The 15,519-nt window shown below is 66.2% G+C and carries 19 protein-coding genes; 4 read left to right on the forward strand and 15 right to left on the reverse strand.

Translation table 11 applies throughout. The features are described from left to right. Window positions 1-23: 23 nt before the first annotated feature. The 8 genes from mnhG to JOF45_RS08265 form a co-directional block, all read right to left on the reverse strand. Window positions 24-368, reverse strand: a complete 345-nt coding sequence (gene mnhG, locus JOF45_RS08230; protein WP_210049010.1) for a monovalent cation/H(+) antiporter subunit G — start codon at window positions 366-368, stop codon at window positions 24-26. After that, window positions 368-634: an MrpF/PhaF family protein gene (locus JOF45_RS08235; RefSeq protein WP_210049012.1), complete on the reverse strand. Its 267-nt coding sequence runs from the start codon at window positions 632-634 to the stop codon at window positions 368-370. The genes mnhG and JOF45_RS08235 overlap by 1 nt, the downstream gene beginning before the upstream one ends. After that, entirely contained in the window at window positions 631-1,095 is a 465-nt protein-coding gene (locus JOF45_RS08240; RefSeq protein WP_210049014.1) for a Na+/H+ antiporter subunit E, read from the reverse strand. Before JOF45_RS08240 ends, JOF45_RS08235 begins: the two co-directional genes overlap by 4 nt. Further along, the gene (locus JOF45_RS08245) at window positions 1,092-2,732 is read right to left on the reverse strand and encodes a monovalent cation/H+ antiporter subunit D family protein (protein ID WP_342591441.1); all 1,641 of its coding nucleotides are present in this window, start codon (window positions 2,730-2,732) and stop codon (window positions 1,092-1,094) included. Before JOF45_RS08245 ends, JOF45_RS08240 begins: the two co-directional genes overlap by 4 nt. Continuing rightward, window positions 2,729-3,214: a sodium:proton antiporter gene (locus JOF45_RS08250; RefSeq protein ID WP_210049016.1), complete on the reverse strand. Its 486-nt coding sequence runs from the start codon at window positions 3,212-3,214 to the stop codon at window positions 2,729-2,731. The genes JOF45_RS08245 and JOF45_RS08250 overlap by 4 nt, the downstream gene beginning before the upstream one ends. Beyond that, a complete protein-coding gene (locus tag JOF45_RS08255) occupies window positions 3,211-6,237 on the reverse strand; it encodes a DUF4040 family protein (RefSeq protein WP_210049018.1) in 3,027 nt (1,008 codons plus the stop codon). The genes JOF45_RS08250 and JOF45_RS08255 overlap by 4 nt, the downstream gene beginning before the upstream one ends. A 192-nt stretch (window positions 6,238-6,429) precedes the next feature. Beyond that, window positions 6,430-7,197, reverse strand: coding sequence for a superoxide dismutase family protein (locus tag JOF45_RS08260; protein WP_210049020.1), 768 nt, complete (start codon window positions 7,195-7,197; stop codon window positions 6,430-6,432). 26 nt (window positions 7,198-7,223) lie between these two features. Continuing rightward, window positions 7,224-7,544 (reverse strand): acylphosphatase, encoded by a 321-nt coding sequence (locus JOF45_RS08265; protein ID WP_210049022.1) that lies wholly within the window; start codon window positions 7,542-7,544, stop codon window positions 7,224-7,226. A 137-nt stretch (window positions 7,545-7,681) separates the two neighbouring features. On the opposite strand from JOF45_RS08265, the gene thpD reads away from it, so the two are divergent. Beyond that, entirely contained in the window at window positions 7,682-8,581 is a 900-nt protein-coding gene (gene thpD / locus JOF45_RS08270) for an ectoine hydroxylase (protein WP_342591442.1), read from the forward strand. 90 nt (window positions 8,582-8,671) lie between these two features. Here the strand turns inward: thpD and JOF45_RS08275 are convergent, their stop codons facing one another. The 5 genes from JOF45_RS08275 to infC form a co-directional block, all read right to left on the reverse strand. Then, the gene (locus JOF45_RS08275) at window positions 8,672-8,995 is read right to left on the reverse strand and encodes an RNHCP domain-containing protein (RefSeq protein ID WP_210049024.1); all 324 of its coding nucleotides are present in this window, start codon (window positions 8,993-8,995) and stop codon (window positions 8,672-8,674) included. Beyond that, complete coding sequence (locus JOF45_RS08280) at window positions 8,992-9,912, reverse strand: TrmH family RNA methyltransferase (RefSeq protein ID WP_342591443.1); 921 nt, start codon at window positions 9,910-9,912, stop codon at window positions 8,992-8,994. Before JOF45_RS08280 ends, JOF45_RS08275 begins: the two co-directional genes overlap by 4 nt. A gap of 250 nt (window positions 9,913-10,162) precedes the next feature. Further along, window positions 10,163-10,549: a 50S ribosomal protein L20 gene (rplT, locus tag JOF45_RS08285; protein ID WP_210049027.1), complete on the reverse strand. Its 387-nt coding sequence runs from the start codon at window positions 10,547-10,549 to the stop codon at window positions 10,163-10,165. Window positions 10,550-10,599: 50 nt separating this feature from the next. Next, window positions 10,600-10,794 (reverse strand): 50S ribosomal protein L35, encoded by a 195-nt coding sequence (gene rpmI / locus JOF45_RS08290; RefSeq protein WP_210049028.1) that lies wholly within the window; start codon window positions 10,792-10,794, stop codon window positions 10,600-10,602. Between the two features lie 230 nt (window positions 10,795-11,024). Further along, window positions 11,025-11,732, reverse strand: a complete 708-nt coding sequence (gene infC / locus JOF45_RS08295) for a translation initiation factor IF-3 (protein ID WP_210051386.1) — start codon at window positions 11,730-11,732, stop codon at window positions 11,025-11,027. 85 nt (window positions 11,733-11,817) lie between these two features. Here infC and JOF45_RS08300 point away from each other — a divergent pair, with 85 nt between their 5' ends. Then, a complete protein-coding gene (locus JOF45_RS08300; protein WP_210049029.1) occupies window positions 11,818-12,174 on the forward strand; it encodes a DUF1844 domain-containing protein in 357 nt (118 codons plus the stop codon). A gap of 108 nt (window positions 12,175-12,282) precedes the next feature. Here the strand turns inward: JOF45_RS08300 and JOF45_RS08305 are convergent, their stop codons facing one another. After that, window positions 12,283-12,723 (reverse strand): hypothetical protein, encoded by a 441-nt coding sequence (locus JOF45_RS08305; RefSeq protein WP_210049030.1) that lies wholly within the window; start codon window positions 12,721-12,723, stop codon window positions 12,283-12,285. 77 nt (window positions 12,724-12,800) lie between these two features. Between JOF45_RS08305 and JOF45_RS08310 the strand changes: the two genes are divergently transcribed. After that, window positions 12,801-13,484, forward strand: a complete 684-nt coding sequence (locus JOF45_RS08310; protein ID WP_210049031.1) for a hypothetical protein — start codon at window positions 12,801-12,803, stop codon at window positions 13,482-13,484. 92 nt (window positions 13,485-13,576) lie between these two features. Then, entirely contained in the window at window positions 13,577-14,056 is a 480-nt protein-coding gene (locus tag JOF45_RS08315) for a superantigen-like protein SSL4 (RefSeq protein ID WP_210049032.1), read from the forward strand. On the opposite strand, the gene JOF45_RS08320 is transcribed toward JOF45_RS08315, so the two are convergent. After that, the gene (locus JOF45_RS08320; RefSeq protein WP_210049033.1) at window positions 14,057-15,502 is read right to left on the reverse strand and encodes a sensor histidine kinase; all 1,446 of its coding nucleotides are present in this window, start codon (window positions 15,500-15,502) and stop codon (window positions 14,057-14,059) included. Window positions 15,503-15,519 lie beyond the last annotated feature (17 nt).

Here is a 15,519-nt window from a genome sequence, read left to right on the forward strand (position 1 = left end):
CTATCTTCCACCGAACCCGCAAATCAGCCGCGCTTGGTCAGCGCCAGCTCGTCGGTGTGGGTGATCTCCGCGGGTGCGTAGTTGTTCAGGTAGCCGGAGCGAGCGATGGCCATCGAACCCACTGCCGAGGTCAGCAGCTGGGCGACGATCGCGATCAGCGCCTTGATCAGGTTGATCATGGAAAAGTCCATCAGCAGCGCGCCGAAGACGATCGAAGCGACGCCCAGACCGGCCGAGGTGCCCACCGCCGAGGCACGCAGGTACAGATCAGGCAGCCGGAACAGGCCGATCGCCGAGACGATGATCGTGAAGATCCCCAGGAAGATGAAGACCAGCCCTGCCCCGTGCAGGATGTTCTCGATGCCCATCAGCGACGACCTCCCGATCCCAGACGTGCCATAGAGATGGCGGCCATGAAGCCCAGCAGCGTGGCGATGAGGATGATGTCGAACAGCGCCTCGATCTCAGTGCGCAGTCCGATCAGAGCCAGGAACCCGATGGTGGCGAAGAAGATCAGATCCGCCGCCACCGCACGGTCTGAGGTGCGCGGTCCCAGGTAGGCGCGCACACCGGCGACCACCATGCCGATGGCCAGCAGGAGCAGAGCGACCTCGAGTGTCCATTCAGAGATCATCGGGGCTCCCCTCCTTCGCTGTCAGCCTCGGTGATACCGGGGGCGTCCCACTCGTGGTACTCCCCCTCCTCCACGTCCCGCGGCTCCACCACGGGCAGCTCGGTGGGCCGGGACAGATCGCCGGGCCTGCGGCGCATAGCCCTGAGCAGACGGTCCTCCATCTCCTGGATGTCCTTCGCCAGAGCGTCCCGGGACTCCGCGAACATGCCGTGCACGTAGAGGATGCCGTGCTCCCGGGACAGGGTCAGCGTCATCGTGCCCGGGGTCAGAGTGATCAGAGTGGAGATCAGCGTCCACTCGCTGTCGGACTTCGAGGCCGCCGGCACGGCGACGATCGCCGGGTTCATCTTCATCCGCCTGCGCGGACGCAGCACATCTGCGGTGACGTGCACGTTGGCCAGGATGAACTCCTTGGCGTACCAGAACAGGAAGCTGATGATCCTGAAGGGCCAGATGCTCACGCTCCGCTCACCGCCTCCACGTAGATCTCCGGGTTCAACAGACCCTCTGCGGCCGTGGCCGAGAGGCTCATCAGGACTTCTGCACCCACACCGAAGAAGATCGTCACGGCGGCCAACAGCGCACCCGGGATGATCAGCTTGGCCGGCACCTTGACCTCCTGCTCTCCGGAGAGCACCGCCAGCGTGGTCGACGTCGGCGGACCCACGGTCAGCGTCGGGGTCTCCGCCTGGGCCTCCACCCGCAGGTAGCGCTTGCCGTGCATGCGCTCCTGATAGGTCAGCGCCCGCTCCTGCAGGTCCTTGGGCTCATCACCCATGAACACCCCGGTCCAGATCTTCAGCATGGACAGCAGGGTGAAGACCGAGACGATGACCGCCACAGCCGCCACCCAGTAGTGGGTCTCCTCCAGAGTGGCTCGGATGATGCTGAACTTGGCCACGAATCCGGAGAACGGAGGCAGCCCGGCCAGCGACAGCGCCGCCGCCATGAAGGTGATCGCGATCAGCGGCTCACGCCGGAGCATCCCGCCGAGCTTCTCGATCTCTCCGGTGCCGTAGGTCTCCTCGATGGCGCCGGTGGAGAGGAACAGCGAAGCCTTCACGATCATGTGGTGCAGCAGGTAGAAGATCGCCGCAGTCAGGCCCAGCGTCGTGAACAGTCCGACACCGATGAGGATGTAGCCGATCTGGCTGATCATGTGGAAGACCAGGATGGACCGGGTGGTCTTCTCCCCGATCGCTCCGAGCACACCGATCAGCATGGTCGCACTCACCACGATCAGAGCCACCCACAGGAACCGCTCGTCGCCGTCGAAGAGCAGCGAATAGATCCGGTAGATGGCGTAGATGGCCACCTTGGTGTGGATGCCGGAGAACAGCGCGGTCACCGCAGGGCTCGTCATCGGATAGGTGCGGGTCAGCCACCCGTGGACCGGAACGACGGCGGCCTTGACAGAGATCGCGGTCAGCACGACGCCGCCGGCGATGGCCACAGCCGGATCGTCCAGAGCCGCGCCGTGCAGCTCGGCCAGATTGACTGTGCCGGCGGTGGCGTAGACCAGGGCGATGCCCACCAGCAGCAGCGTGGAGGCCATGAGGTTCACCGAGACGTAGATCCGAGCGCCGTGGGCACCCAGTTTGGCCCCCATCATGGCGATCAGCCCATAGGAGGGCAGGAGCATGACCTCGATGAACACGAAGAGGTTGAAGATGTCACCGGTCATCAGGGCGCCGGCCACGCCGGCCATGAGCACCAGGACGAACGGGTGGAAGAACCGGGCACGCGCCTCATGGGTGGCCATGGCGAACATGACCGAGGCGATGCCGAGGATCGAGATGATCATCAGCACCAGCGCCGAGAGCGCATCGACCACGAACGGGATGGCTATCTCGAAGGTCTGCCCTTCGGAGCCCACATCCACCGGAGTCCAACCGCCCACGCGGTGGGCCAGGATGGTCCCGTCGGAGGTGACCACCACCAGCAGCACTGAGAAGGCGAAGATCGCCAGCAGGGTGCCCATGCTGATGATGTGGCGGGCCAGCTTGTTCTTTCGGACGGCGGCGCCGGCTGCGCCCAACAGCAGCGGGACGCCGACCAGCAGGGGCAGCAGCGGTGGGAGGATCTCTGCGAGGTTCACTTGCGCTCTCCCGTCTCATCTTCGCTGGATTCGACGGCGATCTCACCGGAATCGGTGCTGATGCCCTTGACTGCGACGTCGTCGAGGTCGCCGGTCTCTGCGACGCCGGCGTCAGCGGGCGGGCCGACCGGACGCGGCCTGCGCTCTCCGTAGAGCACCTTGGCCGGGGACTCCTCCTCGTTCTCCGTGTCGTCATCGGTGGTCGTGGTGATCGCCAGAGTGACCATGTACATGGTGATGGCGAAGGCGATGACGATCGCGGTGAGCACGAAGGCCTGCGGCAGCGGATCGGCCTGCTCCTCCAAGGCCGCCCCGCCGATGTAGGGCACCTCCCGGTAGGCCACGTTGCCGGCGGCGAAGAGCATGAGGTTGGCCGCATGCGAGGCCAGGATGAAGCCCAACACGATGCGGACCATACCGCGCTGCATGAAGAGATAGACGGCGGCTGCGGTCAGCAGCCCCACTGCGACGGCGATGCTCATCGGCCGTCCACCCCCTCTCCTATGCTGTGGTCGTCTCTGCCGGCGTTCTCCGCTTCCACCTCGACGGGAAGATCTCCCGGATCCACGGCGTAGTCAGGTTCCAGAGCGGAGACCTCGCCGGTCTTCTGCCCCAAGGACCGGCGGTGCGCCCGCAGCAGCTCCGCCGGGTAGCGCTGTGCCTGGCCCAACCGGTCCAGAGCCACCAGGACCGCCCCGATGACGGCCAGGTAGATGCCCAGGTCGAAGATCAGGGCCGTGCTCAGGGTGAAGCCGGATTCGCTTCCCCACGGCAGCGGCAGCCCTTCGAACAGGACGATGGGCCGCAGGTAGGAACCCTCGACGAACCCGGCAAGGCCGATGGCGGCGGAGATGATGATGCCGCCGACGATGATCATCGCGTAGTCGAAGCGCAGCTTCACCGAGGAATCCGACGGGGCCACCAGGTAGCGCAGAGCGAAGAATCCTCCGAGTACCAGGGCGGCGATGAAGCCGCCGCCGGAGTCGTAATGGCCGCGCAGCAGCAGGATCAGCGAGAGCAGCATGATGAACGGTGCCATCCAGTTGAAGACGCTGCGCATCGCCGTGGTGTTGTCCTTGGCGTGGTCCAATGGAGTGCCCACCCAGCTCTTGGACCCGGGAGTGACGTTGTCCGAGGTGGAGAATGCGGAGTTCAGCACCGCCAGGATGGCGAAGCCGGCCACACCCAACACGGTCAGCTCACCGAAGGTGTCCAATGCACGGAAGTCCACGAGGATGGAGTTGACCGTGTTGATGGCCCCGGATTCGTCATAGGTATGGGTCAGGAACGCCTCACCCACCGGGGCGCGGTGCCCCTCGCCCTCGGACCAGCGGCCGCTGCGTCCTGTCAGAGCGAAGGCGGCGACGAAGGCCATCACGCCGAAGCCGATGGCGATCACCACGGCGACTGCGGTGCGGGAACGCTTCACGGGGTGGAACTTCGTGGGCAGCTTGCGCATGACCAGCACCAGCACCACCACGGTCAGGATCTCCACCAGCAGCTGGGTCATGCCGACGTCGATGGCGCCCAGCAGGAAGTACCAGGCCGAGACCATGAAGCCGGCGCCTCCGGCCAGGACCACCGCGGCGGTGCGAGACTTCGAGATGACGGTCCCGATCAGGAAGATCCCCATCAGACCGATCAGCACCCAATCGATCATCTGGGTGTGGCCTTCGGTGAAGTCTCCGAGCTGCGGGGCGGCGACCACGCCGGCTGCGAAGATCGCGGCCAGGAAGATGCCCGGTGCGGTCAGGTGCAGACCGTGCATATCGCTGCGGGTGATGTCCCCGACCCGACGTCCGAATGCGATGGACCCCGTCCGCATCTTCTCCACGACCTCGACGCCGGTCCACGGCACTACGGTGCGCGGGATCAGGTTGTCCATCCGCGCCCGGGCGACGACCGTGATCAGACCGACTCCCATGATGATCACTGAGAGCATCAGATCCACACTGAGGCCGCCCCAGAGGTAGAAATGTGCCTCATAGTCCGAGGTGGAGGCCGACTGGGTGGCTCGAGAGATCAGACCGTCGAAGAGGAACGGGACGAACCCGAGGATCGCGCCGGCTGCCGCCGGCAGCAGCGCGGGCATGAAGAAGGCCGGTGACGCCTCGTGTGCGGCGTCCTCAGCGATGGGCGCGTGGGCGCCGTCGTCGTAGCCGGCGTCCTTCCGGCCCACACCGCGGTATCCGCCGAAGGCTCCCAGCACGATCCGTCCGCAGTAGGCGAAGGTCCCGACGGCGGCCAGCACAGCGATCAGCGTCAGCGTCCAGCTCAGCCCCGCTCCGAAGATGCCGTCCTCCTCCGCGGAGAGGAAGCCCTTGAGCAGGTTCTCCTTGGAGACGAAGCCGAACAGCGGGGGCACACCGGCCATGGACAGGGAGGCGACCAGGGTGACGACGAACGAGACCGGCATGGTCTTGCGCAGACCGTTGAGCTCCCGGATGTCGCGGGTGTGCGACTCGTGCTCGATGATGCCGACCATCATGAACAGGCTGGACTTGAACAGCGCGTGGGCGACCACGTGGATGATGGCCGCCGTGATCGCCGTCGGAGTGCCGATGCCGATGGTGGCCACCAGGAAGCCCAGCTGGGAGACCGTGGAGTAGGCCATGATCTCTTTGATGTCATGGCGCTGCAGCGCGAAGAGCGCACCGATCAGCGCGGTGATCAGACCGGCGGAGATCAGCATGGCCTGCCAGATGACCACGCCTTCGAACACCGGCGCGAAGCGCAGCAGCAGATAGATGCCGGCTTTGACCATGGCCGCGGCGTGCAGATAGGCGGAGACCGGCGCCGGAGCGACCATGGCGTCGGGCAGCCACAGGTGGAAGGGGAACTGGGCCGACTTGGTGAAGGCGGCGAAGGCGATGAGCACGGCCACCACAGCCACGAACGTGCCGTTCTCCTGCCAGACCTCGTGCTGCAGAGCCGCGGAGAGCTGAGTGGTTCCGGTCTCGGCGATGATCCACAGCACCGCAGTCAGCAGACCCAGGCCGCCGGCCATCGTGATCAGCAGAGTGCGCTGAGCCGGAGCGGGCGCCTTGGCGCCGGAGCGGTTGATCAGGAAGAAGGAACAGAGAGTGGTGAACTCCCAGAAGACGAACAGGAGGATGAGGTCATCGGCCATGACCATGCCGGACATGGCGAAGACGAAGAGCAGCATCCAGACGTAGTAGTCCGAGGTCTTCTTCTTGGTGCTGAAGTAGCGGGCCGAGTAGGCCATCACCAGAGCACCGATGAACAGCACCAGCAGCAGGAAGACCATGCCCAGCCCGTCCAGGCGCAGGCCGATGTTCACATCGACAGCCGTGGGGATCCAGGGAAGCGACTCCTCATAGACCTGCCCGTCGATGATCGGGCCGATCCATGGAAGGGTCATGAGACCCAGAGCCGTCAGCGAGACTGCTGCGACCCATCCGGTGTCGCGGCCGAGCACCTGGTGGAAGGACGCGGCGACGGGAACCAGGATCAGGGTGAGGAAGAGCAGCACCATCAAGGTCATCGGTGAACGGTTCCTCCATCAGGTGCGGTATAGGTGGGCGGGCGGAGGCTTCTGCGGCATCACAGCACACGAAGGCTCCGCTGAAGAGCATCCTATGCTCCTGCCGACCAGGCTTCCCGGCACACCGAAAATTGACTATATCGATCGCGATGACGGCCCGGCAATTCGTGCTCAGGCCCTCCGAGGCGGGTTTCAGGCGCCTTCGAAGACGCCGCAGGCGGCACGACCGCCGGCATCCCCTGTGGTGAGGGTCTCATAATCGGGACCCTCCGGAGCATAGCGGTCCGGGACGTTTCCAGCGTTGTCGGCCTGGGCGTGGACGATCACTGCTGAGCCGTCGCCGTCGAGCAGCAGGTCCTCATCCAGGCGGTCACTCATGACTGTCAGATTCCCGGTTCCCTCCTCGGTGATCAGCAGGTTGGGCAGGGCACCGGCGTGGTCAGGGTGGAAGATCTCGGCCTGCTCCTCCGGCTCGACGTCCGGGGGCAGCTCCGGGTCCGTCTCGAGGCCCTCAGGGGCCTCCTCCCCCTCGGCGACGCCGGACTCCTCCTCCGGCTCGCCGGCCAGGTGGGGCCCAGCCGAGAAGAAGTCTCCGACCTGCCCATACTCATCGGCCGACTGGATCTCGCAGAGGCCGGCCTCATGGATGCTGATGCCGCGGAAGCCGGGCTCCATATCGGTGATCTCGGCGTGGAGCTCGACCACGCCCTCTCCCGCCTCAGAGACGATGACGGTCCCGATAGGTGTTCCGGCCTGGTCGGCCAGCTCGGCCTCGGCGATGACCGGTCCGGCGGCTGAGTCCTCGCCGGTCTCCTGGTCCCCCTGGTCCTCGGTGTCGTTCTGCTCAGCGGTGTCCTGTGCGGGATCCTCAGCTTCGGTGCCGTCTCCGCAGGCCGAGAGGGCAAGCATCAGAACGGCGGTCCCGGCCAGCAGCGTGCGGCCTCGCGATGGGTGAATCATAGAGGGAAGCATACCGGCGCTGAGGCTCATCGTCTGATCTCGAACCCGGTGCCGGGCAGCGTCTGCAGCTCTTCCTCCGCGGCCTCACGGGCCTGGACGGAACCGACCTCGGCCGCTCCCGGGCCCTCCTCCGCCCAGCGCAGCAGGGCATCCACAGCGGGACCCTCTCCACCGACCAGCAGTTCCACGGCGCCGTCGTCGGTGTTGCGCACCCAGCCGATCAGACCCAACTCATCGGCCTCCTCCTTGGCCGAGGCCCGGAAGGCGACCCCCTGGACGCGACCGGTGATGCGGGCGAACGTTCCTGTGCGGATGCCGGGACGGCCGGCGTCGCTGATCTCTGCCATGGGCCCAGTGAACCACCCTTGCGGAGGAGCCTGCACCTGTTAGTGTCCTGGTGGGCGGCCCCGTGCCGCCGTCACATGACTGATCCATGAGATACAGAACCAACCAAGGGCAGAACAGAACAAGGAGGGTATACAGCGTGACGACGACGATCCAGGCTGTGGACGATCTCTATCCCACTCGCCAGAACACATCGGATGTCATCCCCCGCCGCGACCCGGTGGTGCATGGAACCCCAGAGGACGGCCCCTTCGACGCAGAGACTTTGCGCAGCTTCGAGGAGAAGGGCTACCTGAGCATCGACCAGCTCATCACTCCGGAGGAGCTGCAGCTCTTCAAGGACGAGCTCAAGCGCCTGGCCGAGGATCCCGCTGTGAAGCAGGACGAGCGGACTGTGGTCGAATCGAAGTCCGATGAGGTCCGCTCCATCTTCGACATCCACCGCAGCAACGAGATCTTCTCCCGGATCGCCAACGATCCGCGTGTGGTGGACCGGGCCCGGCAGATCCTGGGCTCGGAGGTGTACATCCATCAGAGCCGCATCAACTACAAGCCGGGCTTCGTGGGCAAGGACTTCACCTGGCACTCGGACTTCGAGACCTGGCACGCCGAGGACGGCATGCCCACACCTCGGGCAGTGTCGATCTCCATCTCCCTGACCGACAACTACTCCTTCAACGGGCCGCTGATGATCATGCCCGGATCGCATCAGCACTACATCAGTGCCGTGGGCGAGACCCCGGAGGACAACCACAAGCAGTCGCTGGTCATGCAGGGTGCCGGCGTGCCTGACCCGACGATCCTGACCGAGTTCGCCGACCGGTTCGGCATCGACGTGTTGGAGGGCCCGGCCGGCGGCGCCGTCATGTTCGACAGCAACTGCATGCACGCCTCCAACGGCAATGTGACCCCGTTCTCCCGGTCCAATGTCTTCATCGTCTACAACTCGGTGGAGAACACTCCGGTGGAGCCCTTCGCGGCGCCGTCTCCGCGCCCGGACTTCCTGGGCAGCCGGGACTTCACCCCGGCCGGGCGCTGAGGCAGCTCGCCCGAGCCCCTAGGGCTGCGGCGGCCCGTCCAGTCGTGGGCGGGCCGCCGCAGCCATCTCAGCGGGAGGGCTTCATAGTCCTCAGAGATGGGGCCGCTGAAGCGCGATGACCGCATCCATATCGTCATCGGGGGCCAGGCGATTCCGGTCCTGGGCACCACAGGCGGTGCAGCGATGGATGAGGATGTAGCCCTTCTTCCCGGAGTGGTCGACGCCGATCGGCTCCATCTCAGCCCCGCATTCGGCCGCCCGGTCCCCCGGCATGATGTCGACGTGCCGTGACCAGAGACAGCGCGGACAGTGGTTCCTGTAGCTGCCGGCACTGTGCTTGGGGATGCTCCGGCGGCAGTGGATGCACTCGAAGCCGGTGTTCTCCTGCTCCCGAGTGGTGGGTGAGTAGCTCACGACTCTGTGTTCTGGAGAGATGCTGAGTTCTGAGCGGTGGCCGAGTGATAGAGGCAGACCACCGCGGCGGTGGCCACGTTCAGCGATTCGGCACGGCCATAGAGCGGGATGGAGATCCGCTGATCGGCGTGGGTCTTCTCCTCCTCGGAGAGACCGTGGGCCTCATTGCCGAAGAGCCAGACCGTGGACTTCTGCGGCTGCTCGAGGGCGGGAAGCTCTGTCTCGGCCTCTCCGTCGGCGGCGAGGATCTGTGCGCCCTGGTCGCGGACGGTCTCGAGGAAGTGCTCCAGCTCTGTTCCGGGCCGGATGGGCAGATGGAAGTGAGAGCCTGCCGCGGAGCGGACCACTTTGGGAGCCCAGGGATCCGAACTGCCCGGGGTGAGCACGACGGCGTCGGCACCGGCGGCGTCGGCGGCACGGATGATGGTGCCGGCGTTGCCGGGATCCTGGACACCGAGCAGCGCGGCGCCCAGATGCAGCTGCGGAAGCTGCTGCCCCGGCTGCGGGATGGTGCAAGCCGCCACCATGCCCTGGGAGGTCTCGGCGTCGCCCATGGCGCGCAGCACCTCCGGGGTGGCCTCACGCAGGAAGATCCGCGCCCGGCGAGGCAGATCCTGCTCCGGATCGAAGAGCACGCCGCGGACCCGGTCCAGCAGCGCCTCCACCTCGGTGTGGCGGCTGAGCGCATCCGGATCGAAGTAGAGCGCATCCAGGTGAGGCAGCTCCTGGGTGTCCTCCTTCTCCCCGCGGGGCTCCTGCTCCCAGCGGCGCAGCCACAGGGCCAGCGCCTCACGCACCGGCTGGGGGCCTTCGGCCAGGAAGAGCCCCTGCTTGCGGCGTCCGGCCCGGGAGGCGAGAGAGGCGACCTTCTTGACCCGGTCGGCGGTCGGATTGCTCAGCACATGTTCGTCAGTCACGGGGACCATTCTCCCTCATGCACAGATTCACGGTGGACGGGCGCCCACGCGTCGCATGGGCATGTTCCTCAGCTGTGTGGGCGCTTTGAGGCGTTCTCAGCCGGCGTCGTGGGTTCAGAGCACCTCGAGCTGCCCACACCAACGGGCCCGGACAAACGGGGTCCGCACAAACGCGCCCATACAACGACGACGGCGCCCGCTCCCTGTGTAGGGAACGGGCGCCGTCAGAGCACCTGCTAGAGGCTGCGGATCACGCGGCGGCCTTGGGGGCGTTCACGTCCTCCGGCAGACCCTGGCGAGCGGTCTCCACCAGTGCCTTGAAGGCAGCGGCGTCGGAGACGGCCAGCTCGGCCAGCATGCGGCGGTCGACCTCGACCCCAGCGCCCTTGAGGCCCTGGATGAAGCGGTTGTAGGTCATGCCGTTGGCGCGTGCGGCAGCGTTGATGCGCTGGATCCACAGGCGACGGAAATCGCCCTTGCGCTTCTTCCGGTGCTGGTAGTTGTAGGTGAAGCTGTGGAGCAGCTGCTCCTTAGCCTTGCGGTACAGGCGGGAGCGCTGTCCGCGGTAGCCGGAGGCCCGGTCGAGGACCTTGCGGCGCTTCTTGTGGGCGTTGACCGCCCTCTTCACTCGTGCCATCTGTTATCTCCTGTGAGTTCTGAAGTCTTCGCGATGTTCCGTGCTGGTGCTCAGAGGCCCAGCATGCGCTTGATGCGCTTTTCGTCAGCCTTGGTGACGATGCGGTCACCGGCCAGACGGCGGGTCAGGCGGGAAGACTTGTGCTCCAGGTAGTGGCGGCGGTTGGCCTGCTGGCGCTTGATCTGGCCGGAACCGGTGATCTTGAAGCGCTTCTTGGCCCCGCTGTGGGTCTTCATCTTCGGCATAGCGCCGTTCTCCTTACATCGTACGGACCTGCAACACCTGGGAACCGGCACCCTCCAGGAGAGCGTCGGCGGTGCAGAGGTGGACCGCTCACCAGGCACGACACCCGGTGGGATCCCTTTTCATAGGTCTGCGACGCACCCGCAGGGGGCACGTCGCAGCAAACCCAGCAGACAAGTCTACCAGGTCCTTCGCCGAGCTGTTCGGACAGAGCCTGCTCCGCCCGAACAGATCAGAGGTTCTTGAGCTCGTCCGGAAGATAGTCCGCCATCGAGTTGGACAGCGGCTTCACGTCCTTCTGATCGGTGGAGACCCGCTCCTGACGCTCCTGCGTCTTTCGAGCACGGCCCTCACGCTTGGCCTTGGCACGAGCCTTGTTCTCCTCGTTGTCCAGGGCCTCGTCATCGGGAGCCTCGTTGCGAGCCTGCGCCTTGGTCTTCAGCGGGCCGACCACCATGACCATGTGGCGGCCGTCCTGGCGCGGGTTGGACTCGACCTGGCCGAGGTCCTCCACGTCCTGGGCGAAGCGCTGGAGCAGGCGGACGCCCATCTCCGGACGCTGCTGCTCACGGCCGCGGAACTGGATCATGGCCTTGACCTTGTCACCGGCTTCGAGGAAGCGGCGAGCGTGCCCGACCTTGGTCTCGTAGTCGTGGTCGTCGATCTTGAGACGGAAGCGGACTTCCTTCAGCTGAGTGCTGGTCTGGTTCTTCCGCGACTCGCGGGCCTTCACCGCAGCCTCGTACTTCCACTTGCCGAAGTCCATCAGCTTGCAGACCGGCGGTTTCGCGTTCGGCGCCACCTCGACCAGGTCAAGATCGGCCTCCGAGGCGAGCCTCAGGGCGTCTTCGATTCTGACGATGCCGACCTGTTCCCCCTGCGGGCCGACGAGGCGGACCTCCGGTACACGGATCCGGTTGTTGATGCGTGGTTCGCTGATCTGTCTAACTCCTGTGTGTGGACTGCTGTGAAGTAAGTGTGCGCACGTTTAGCGTGCGCTCAAAGACTGTGACAAGCTTACCAGCATGCAGAACGAAGATCTCCCCCCGGCGGCCGATCAGACCGCGCGTGACATCGCAGAGGTTCCCGCGGTCGAACTGATCAACACTGTCGCAGTTCACCTGATGAGTGCAGCGGCAGTGAAGACGGGGCTGGCCGATGACACCCGCGCCGACGAACTGAAGGACCTGGACGAGGCCCGAAAGCTGATCACCGCGCTGGCCGGTCTGATCACTGCCGCCGCCCCGGAGGTCGGCTCCACCCATGCCGCTCCCCTGCGCGACGGGCTGCGATCCCTGCAGCTGGCCTTCCGCGAAGAATCCCTGGTTCCGGACGAACCCGGCAAGGGCCCCGGCGAGAAGTGGACCGGCCCGGTCAACTGAAAGGCAGACCGGACGCCGCAGAGCACGGACCGGTCCGGTCGACTGAGCCCGGCCGCCCCCAGCGGCGGTCGAAGGATGGCTGGGCAGACTCATCTGCCCAGCCGCTTCTCATCTGTCCAGCCATTCCTGCGTGGGACGCACGAAGAGCAGGACCAGGGCGGCTGCGGCCGGCAGCAGCAGGGTCAGCCCCACTCCCACAGCTCCCCCGGAGAGGAAGCTGAAGGAGATCACCACCACCATGAACTCCAGCACCATCGCTGGAGTCCTGGCACCGCCTGCTCCCATGAAGATGCGGAACCCCAGGATCATCAGGACCGCGCCGAGAAGCGCGTAGAGCACCACCAGCGCCACCACACCCACAGCGTCCAGAAGAGCCTCATCGGAGCTCAGCGCCGACGCCACGGTGTACCAGAGCACCGCCAGGCCCTGGACGAAGAGGATCAGGAATATGATCCACACCGGCAGCGGCCGCGGACGGGCCTGGGTGAACGGACGGCGCTTCTGCGGACCATGGAAGTCCGGCTGCAGGTTCTCAGAGTCACGGGCCATGGGTGACATTCTCCCTTAACACGCCGGCCGTCATCTCATGCCGTAGGCTGGAGCACATCGCCACAGATCGAGGGCTGATGGAAGGAACCCTGGGACTGGACACGACCACACGACTCCGCTGGGGCGCGGCCATGCTCAGCGTCTCTGCCCTGATGCTCACCGCCTGCAGCGACGACTCCGAGGACGCACCTGCCGCAGATGCTCCCGGCGAGGAGACCCAAGACGCGCAGGGCGACGCCGCCGAGACCGGCGCTGCCGCGCTGAGCGAGGAGGAGATCGCTGAGCTGCTCCTCACCGAGGACGAGCTGCCGGTCGAGGTGGAGGAGTTCCGGGCCGAGGAGACTGTCTCCGGCGACGAGGCGATGCCCATGTCAGGGGCCGACGTCGAGACCTGCGATGAGCTGGCCGAGGCGATGGCGGACCCGGCGGCTTTGGAAGAGGACACCGCGGACGACGACGTCGACACTGCCGACGGCTACGCCATCATCCAGGAGTGCGAGGGTGAGGCCTTCACCCAGGAGGACGAGGAGACGGGCACCTCCAGTGAGTACAGCTTCGAACACCTCGACCACGGGGAATGGGAGGGCTTGGCGCTGTCGATGGCCACGGAGGCTGCAGGCCAGTCCATCGAGACCGAGCTCAGCGCACTGACCCACCAGAACGGCGCCGACACTCTGTTCATCACCGCAGTGGGCGAAGGCCAGGAGCACCTCGAAGAGACGGCCGACCTGCAGCTGGAGAAGTACGAGGCCGGCCACTGAGGCGGTTCGGCTGAACTCTCTCAGACGCCTCTCATGTTCTGCTCCCAGACTGGGACCTACCATCAGAGCAGCCGTGTTGTGAGGAGACATCCGTGAGCAGGCAGACCACATGGGTGGTGACCGGAGCGCTGGGGCTGGTCAGCATCGGCGCCGGAACCGCCCTGGCGACCACCCTCTCCGACGCTGAGGACCGAGTGGACCTGGGACCCGCCGTCGAAGTCTCCACGCGCTCTTCGGAATCCCCCGCCGCCGCTCCGGAGGAGACAGCGGCCGAGGGCGAGGACGCGGACGCCGGTCAGGGTGCGGACGAGACCGAAGCAGAGAGCGCAGCGCCCGCCTCCGAGGATGAGCCGGCGGAGGACCCGAGGCACTCGTCGCCCCAGCCGACGGAGGAAACTCCCGACCAGGCCCCGGAAGAGACCTACGAGGCGCCGGAAGAGACCTACGAGGCCCCGTCCTCCCAGCAGCCTGTGGCACCGCCGCCGGCGGTCAGCTATGACACTCCGCCCACTCCCGAGACCTGGTCCGCGCCCACCGCAGAGACCTGGTCCGCACCCAGCGTCGACACCTGATCAATCAGCCGCGACGACGCCAGGTCCGCTGCGCGGCAGCCAGAGGGCGAAGGTCGACCCCTTCCCCACCTCAGAAGTGCAGCGAACCTCTCCCCCGTGGGCCTGGGCGATGGCTGCCACGATCGGAAGCCCCAGCCCTGCCCCGGGCTTGGACGGCTCAGCCCGTCCGAAGCGTTCGAAGATCCTCTCCCGGTCCTCTTCCCGGATGCCGGGTCCCTCGTCTCGGACCCAGAGATCGATCCCGTCTCCGACCGCCCTGGAGCCCATCACGATCGTTGAGCCGGGCCCTGAGAACTTCACAGCGTTGGCCGCCAGCTGCAGCACCGCCTGGGTGACGCGCTGACGATCCACCACGACCGGCCCCCGCGCGTGGGACTCAAAGGAGAAGGAACGTCCACCCAGCCCCGTGACCTTCTCGAAGATCTCTTCGGTCAGGGCCTCCGCGTCAGTGGGCCCTGGTCGCAGGAACTGCGGATGCTCGGCTGTGGCCAACGTGAGGAGATCATCGATCACGCGATTCATCCTGTGGACCTCGTCCAGGGTCAGATCACGAGCCTCCCGGACGTCGGCCTCGTCGGCGGTGTCCATCACCTGCAGGTGGCCGCTGATCACGGTCAGCGGCGTGCGCAGTTCGTGGCTGACGTCGTTGACCAGCTGCCGCTGCGCGGCGAAGGCACCGTCGAGGCGCTCGAGCATCTCGTTGACGGATCGGGTCATCTCAGCAAGGTCGTCCTCGCCGGTGACAGGGATCCGTTCGGAGAGGTCCTCACGCCCGATCCTCCGCGCCGAATCGGCCAGAACCCGGACTGGTCGCAGCAGGCGGCCGGCCACGGCCCACCCGACGAGGGCCACCACGCCCAGGGAGCCGGCGGAGACGGCCGCGTAGACCCAGAAGATCTCGGAGAAGGCACGCTTCTCGGCGTCGAGGTCATAGGCCAACGCCAGAGCCGCCTGCTCTCCCCCGTCCTGACCGTCATGGGCCGGGATCACTGCCACCCGATAGGTGGTCTGCGCCGTCTGAAGGGTCTCCAACACGGGCTCGTCCTGGTCCGTCAACGGGCGCAGATGGTTCTCGAACTCCGGATCGGCCCGGAGGTCCAGCGGCGCCACCGACGAGGTGTAGACGATCCGTCCGTCCACGATTCCGAGCACTCCGCCGTTGCTTCCGGGGACCTGACGCCCGGTGGCCACGCGCACCAGGTCAGTGGGCGAGCCCAAGGGCTCGCCGGTGGCGGGGTCGACGCCGGATTCGGCCAGCAGGCGGAACTCTTCGGCTGAAGCACGCAACTCGTCATCCACCCGGGCCTCCACGCGCAGGTCCTGAATGAGATAGGCGGTATATCCGGCGGTGAACATCGCCAGCGCCGCCAGGCCGATGACAGCGGTCAGGATCCATCCTCGAACGGTGAAGAGCCGCCACCCGCGGCGAAACTTCGTGCGCGTCATCTGCTCAGTCTCCCACG

Origin of the sequence: Nesterenkonia lacusekhoensis (genome assembly GCF_017876395.1) — a bacterium.
GTDB lineage: Bacteria > Actinomycetota > Actinomycetes > Actinomycetales > Micrococcaceae > Nesterenkonia > Nesterenkonia lacusekhoensis.

Coding starts and splice junctions, on each gene's coding strand:
- mnhG (WP_210049010.1), bottom strand. CDS start 368: ATGGGCATCGAGAACATCCTGCACGGGGCAGGGCTGGTCTTCATCTTC.
- JOF45_RS08235 (WP_210049012.1), bottom strand. CDS start 634: ATGATCTCTGAATGGACACTCGAGGTCGCTCTGCTCCTGCTGGCCATC.
- JOF45_RS08250 (WP_210049016.1), bottom strand. CDS start 3,214: ATGAGCATCGCCGTCGCAGTGGGGCTGCTGACCGCAGCCGCCGTCTAT.
- JOF45_RS08255 (WP_210049018.1), bottom strand. CDS start 6,237: ATGACCTTGATGGTGCTGCTCTTCCTCACCCTGATCCTGGTTCCCGTC.
- JOF45_RS08260 (WP_210049020.1), bottom strand. CDS start 7,197: ATGATTCACCCATCGCGAGGCCGCACGCTGCTGGCCGGGACCGCCGTT.
- JOF45_RS08265 (WP_210049022.1), bottom strand. CDS start 7,544: ATGGCAGAGATCAGCGACGCCGGCCGTCCCGGCATCCGCACAGGAACG.
- rplT (WP_210049027.1), bottom strand. CDS start 10,549: ATGGCACGAGTGAAGAGGGCGGTCAACGCCCACAAGAAGCGCCGCAAG.
- rpmI (WP_210049028.1), bottom strand. CDS start 10,794: ATGCCGAAGATGAAGACCCACAGCGGGGCCAAGAAGCGCTTCAAGATC.
- JOF45_RS08300 (WP_210049029.1), top strand. CDS start 11,818: ATGCAGAACGAAGATCTCCCCCCGGCGGCCGATCAGACCGCGCGTGAC.
- JOF45_RS08305 (WP_210049030.1), bottom strand. CDS start 12,723: ATGGCCCGTGACTCTGAGAACCTGCAGCCGGACTTCCATGGTCCGCAG.
- JOF45_RS08310 (WP_210049031.1), top strand. CDS start 12,801: ATGGAAGGAACCCTGGGACTGGACACGACCACACGACTCCGCTGGGGC.
- JOF45_RS08320 (WP_210049033.1), bottom strand. CDS start 15,502: ATGACGCGCACGAAGTTTCGCCGCGGGTGGCGGCTCTTCACCGTTCGA.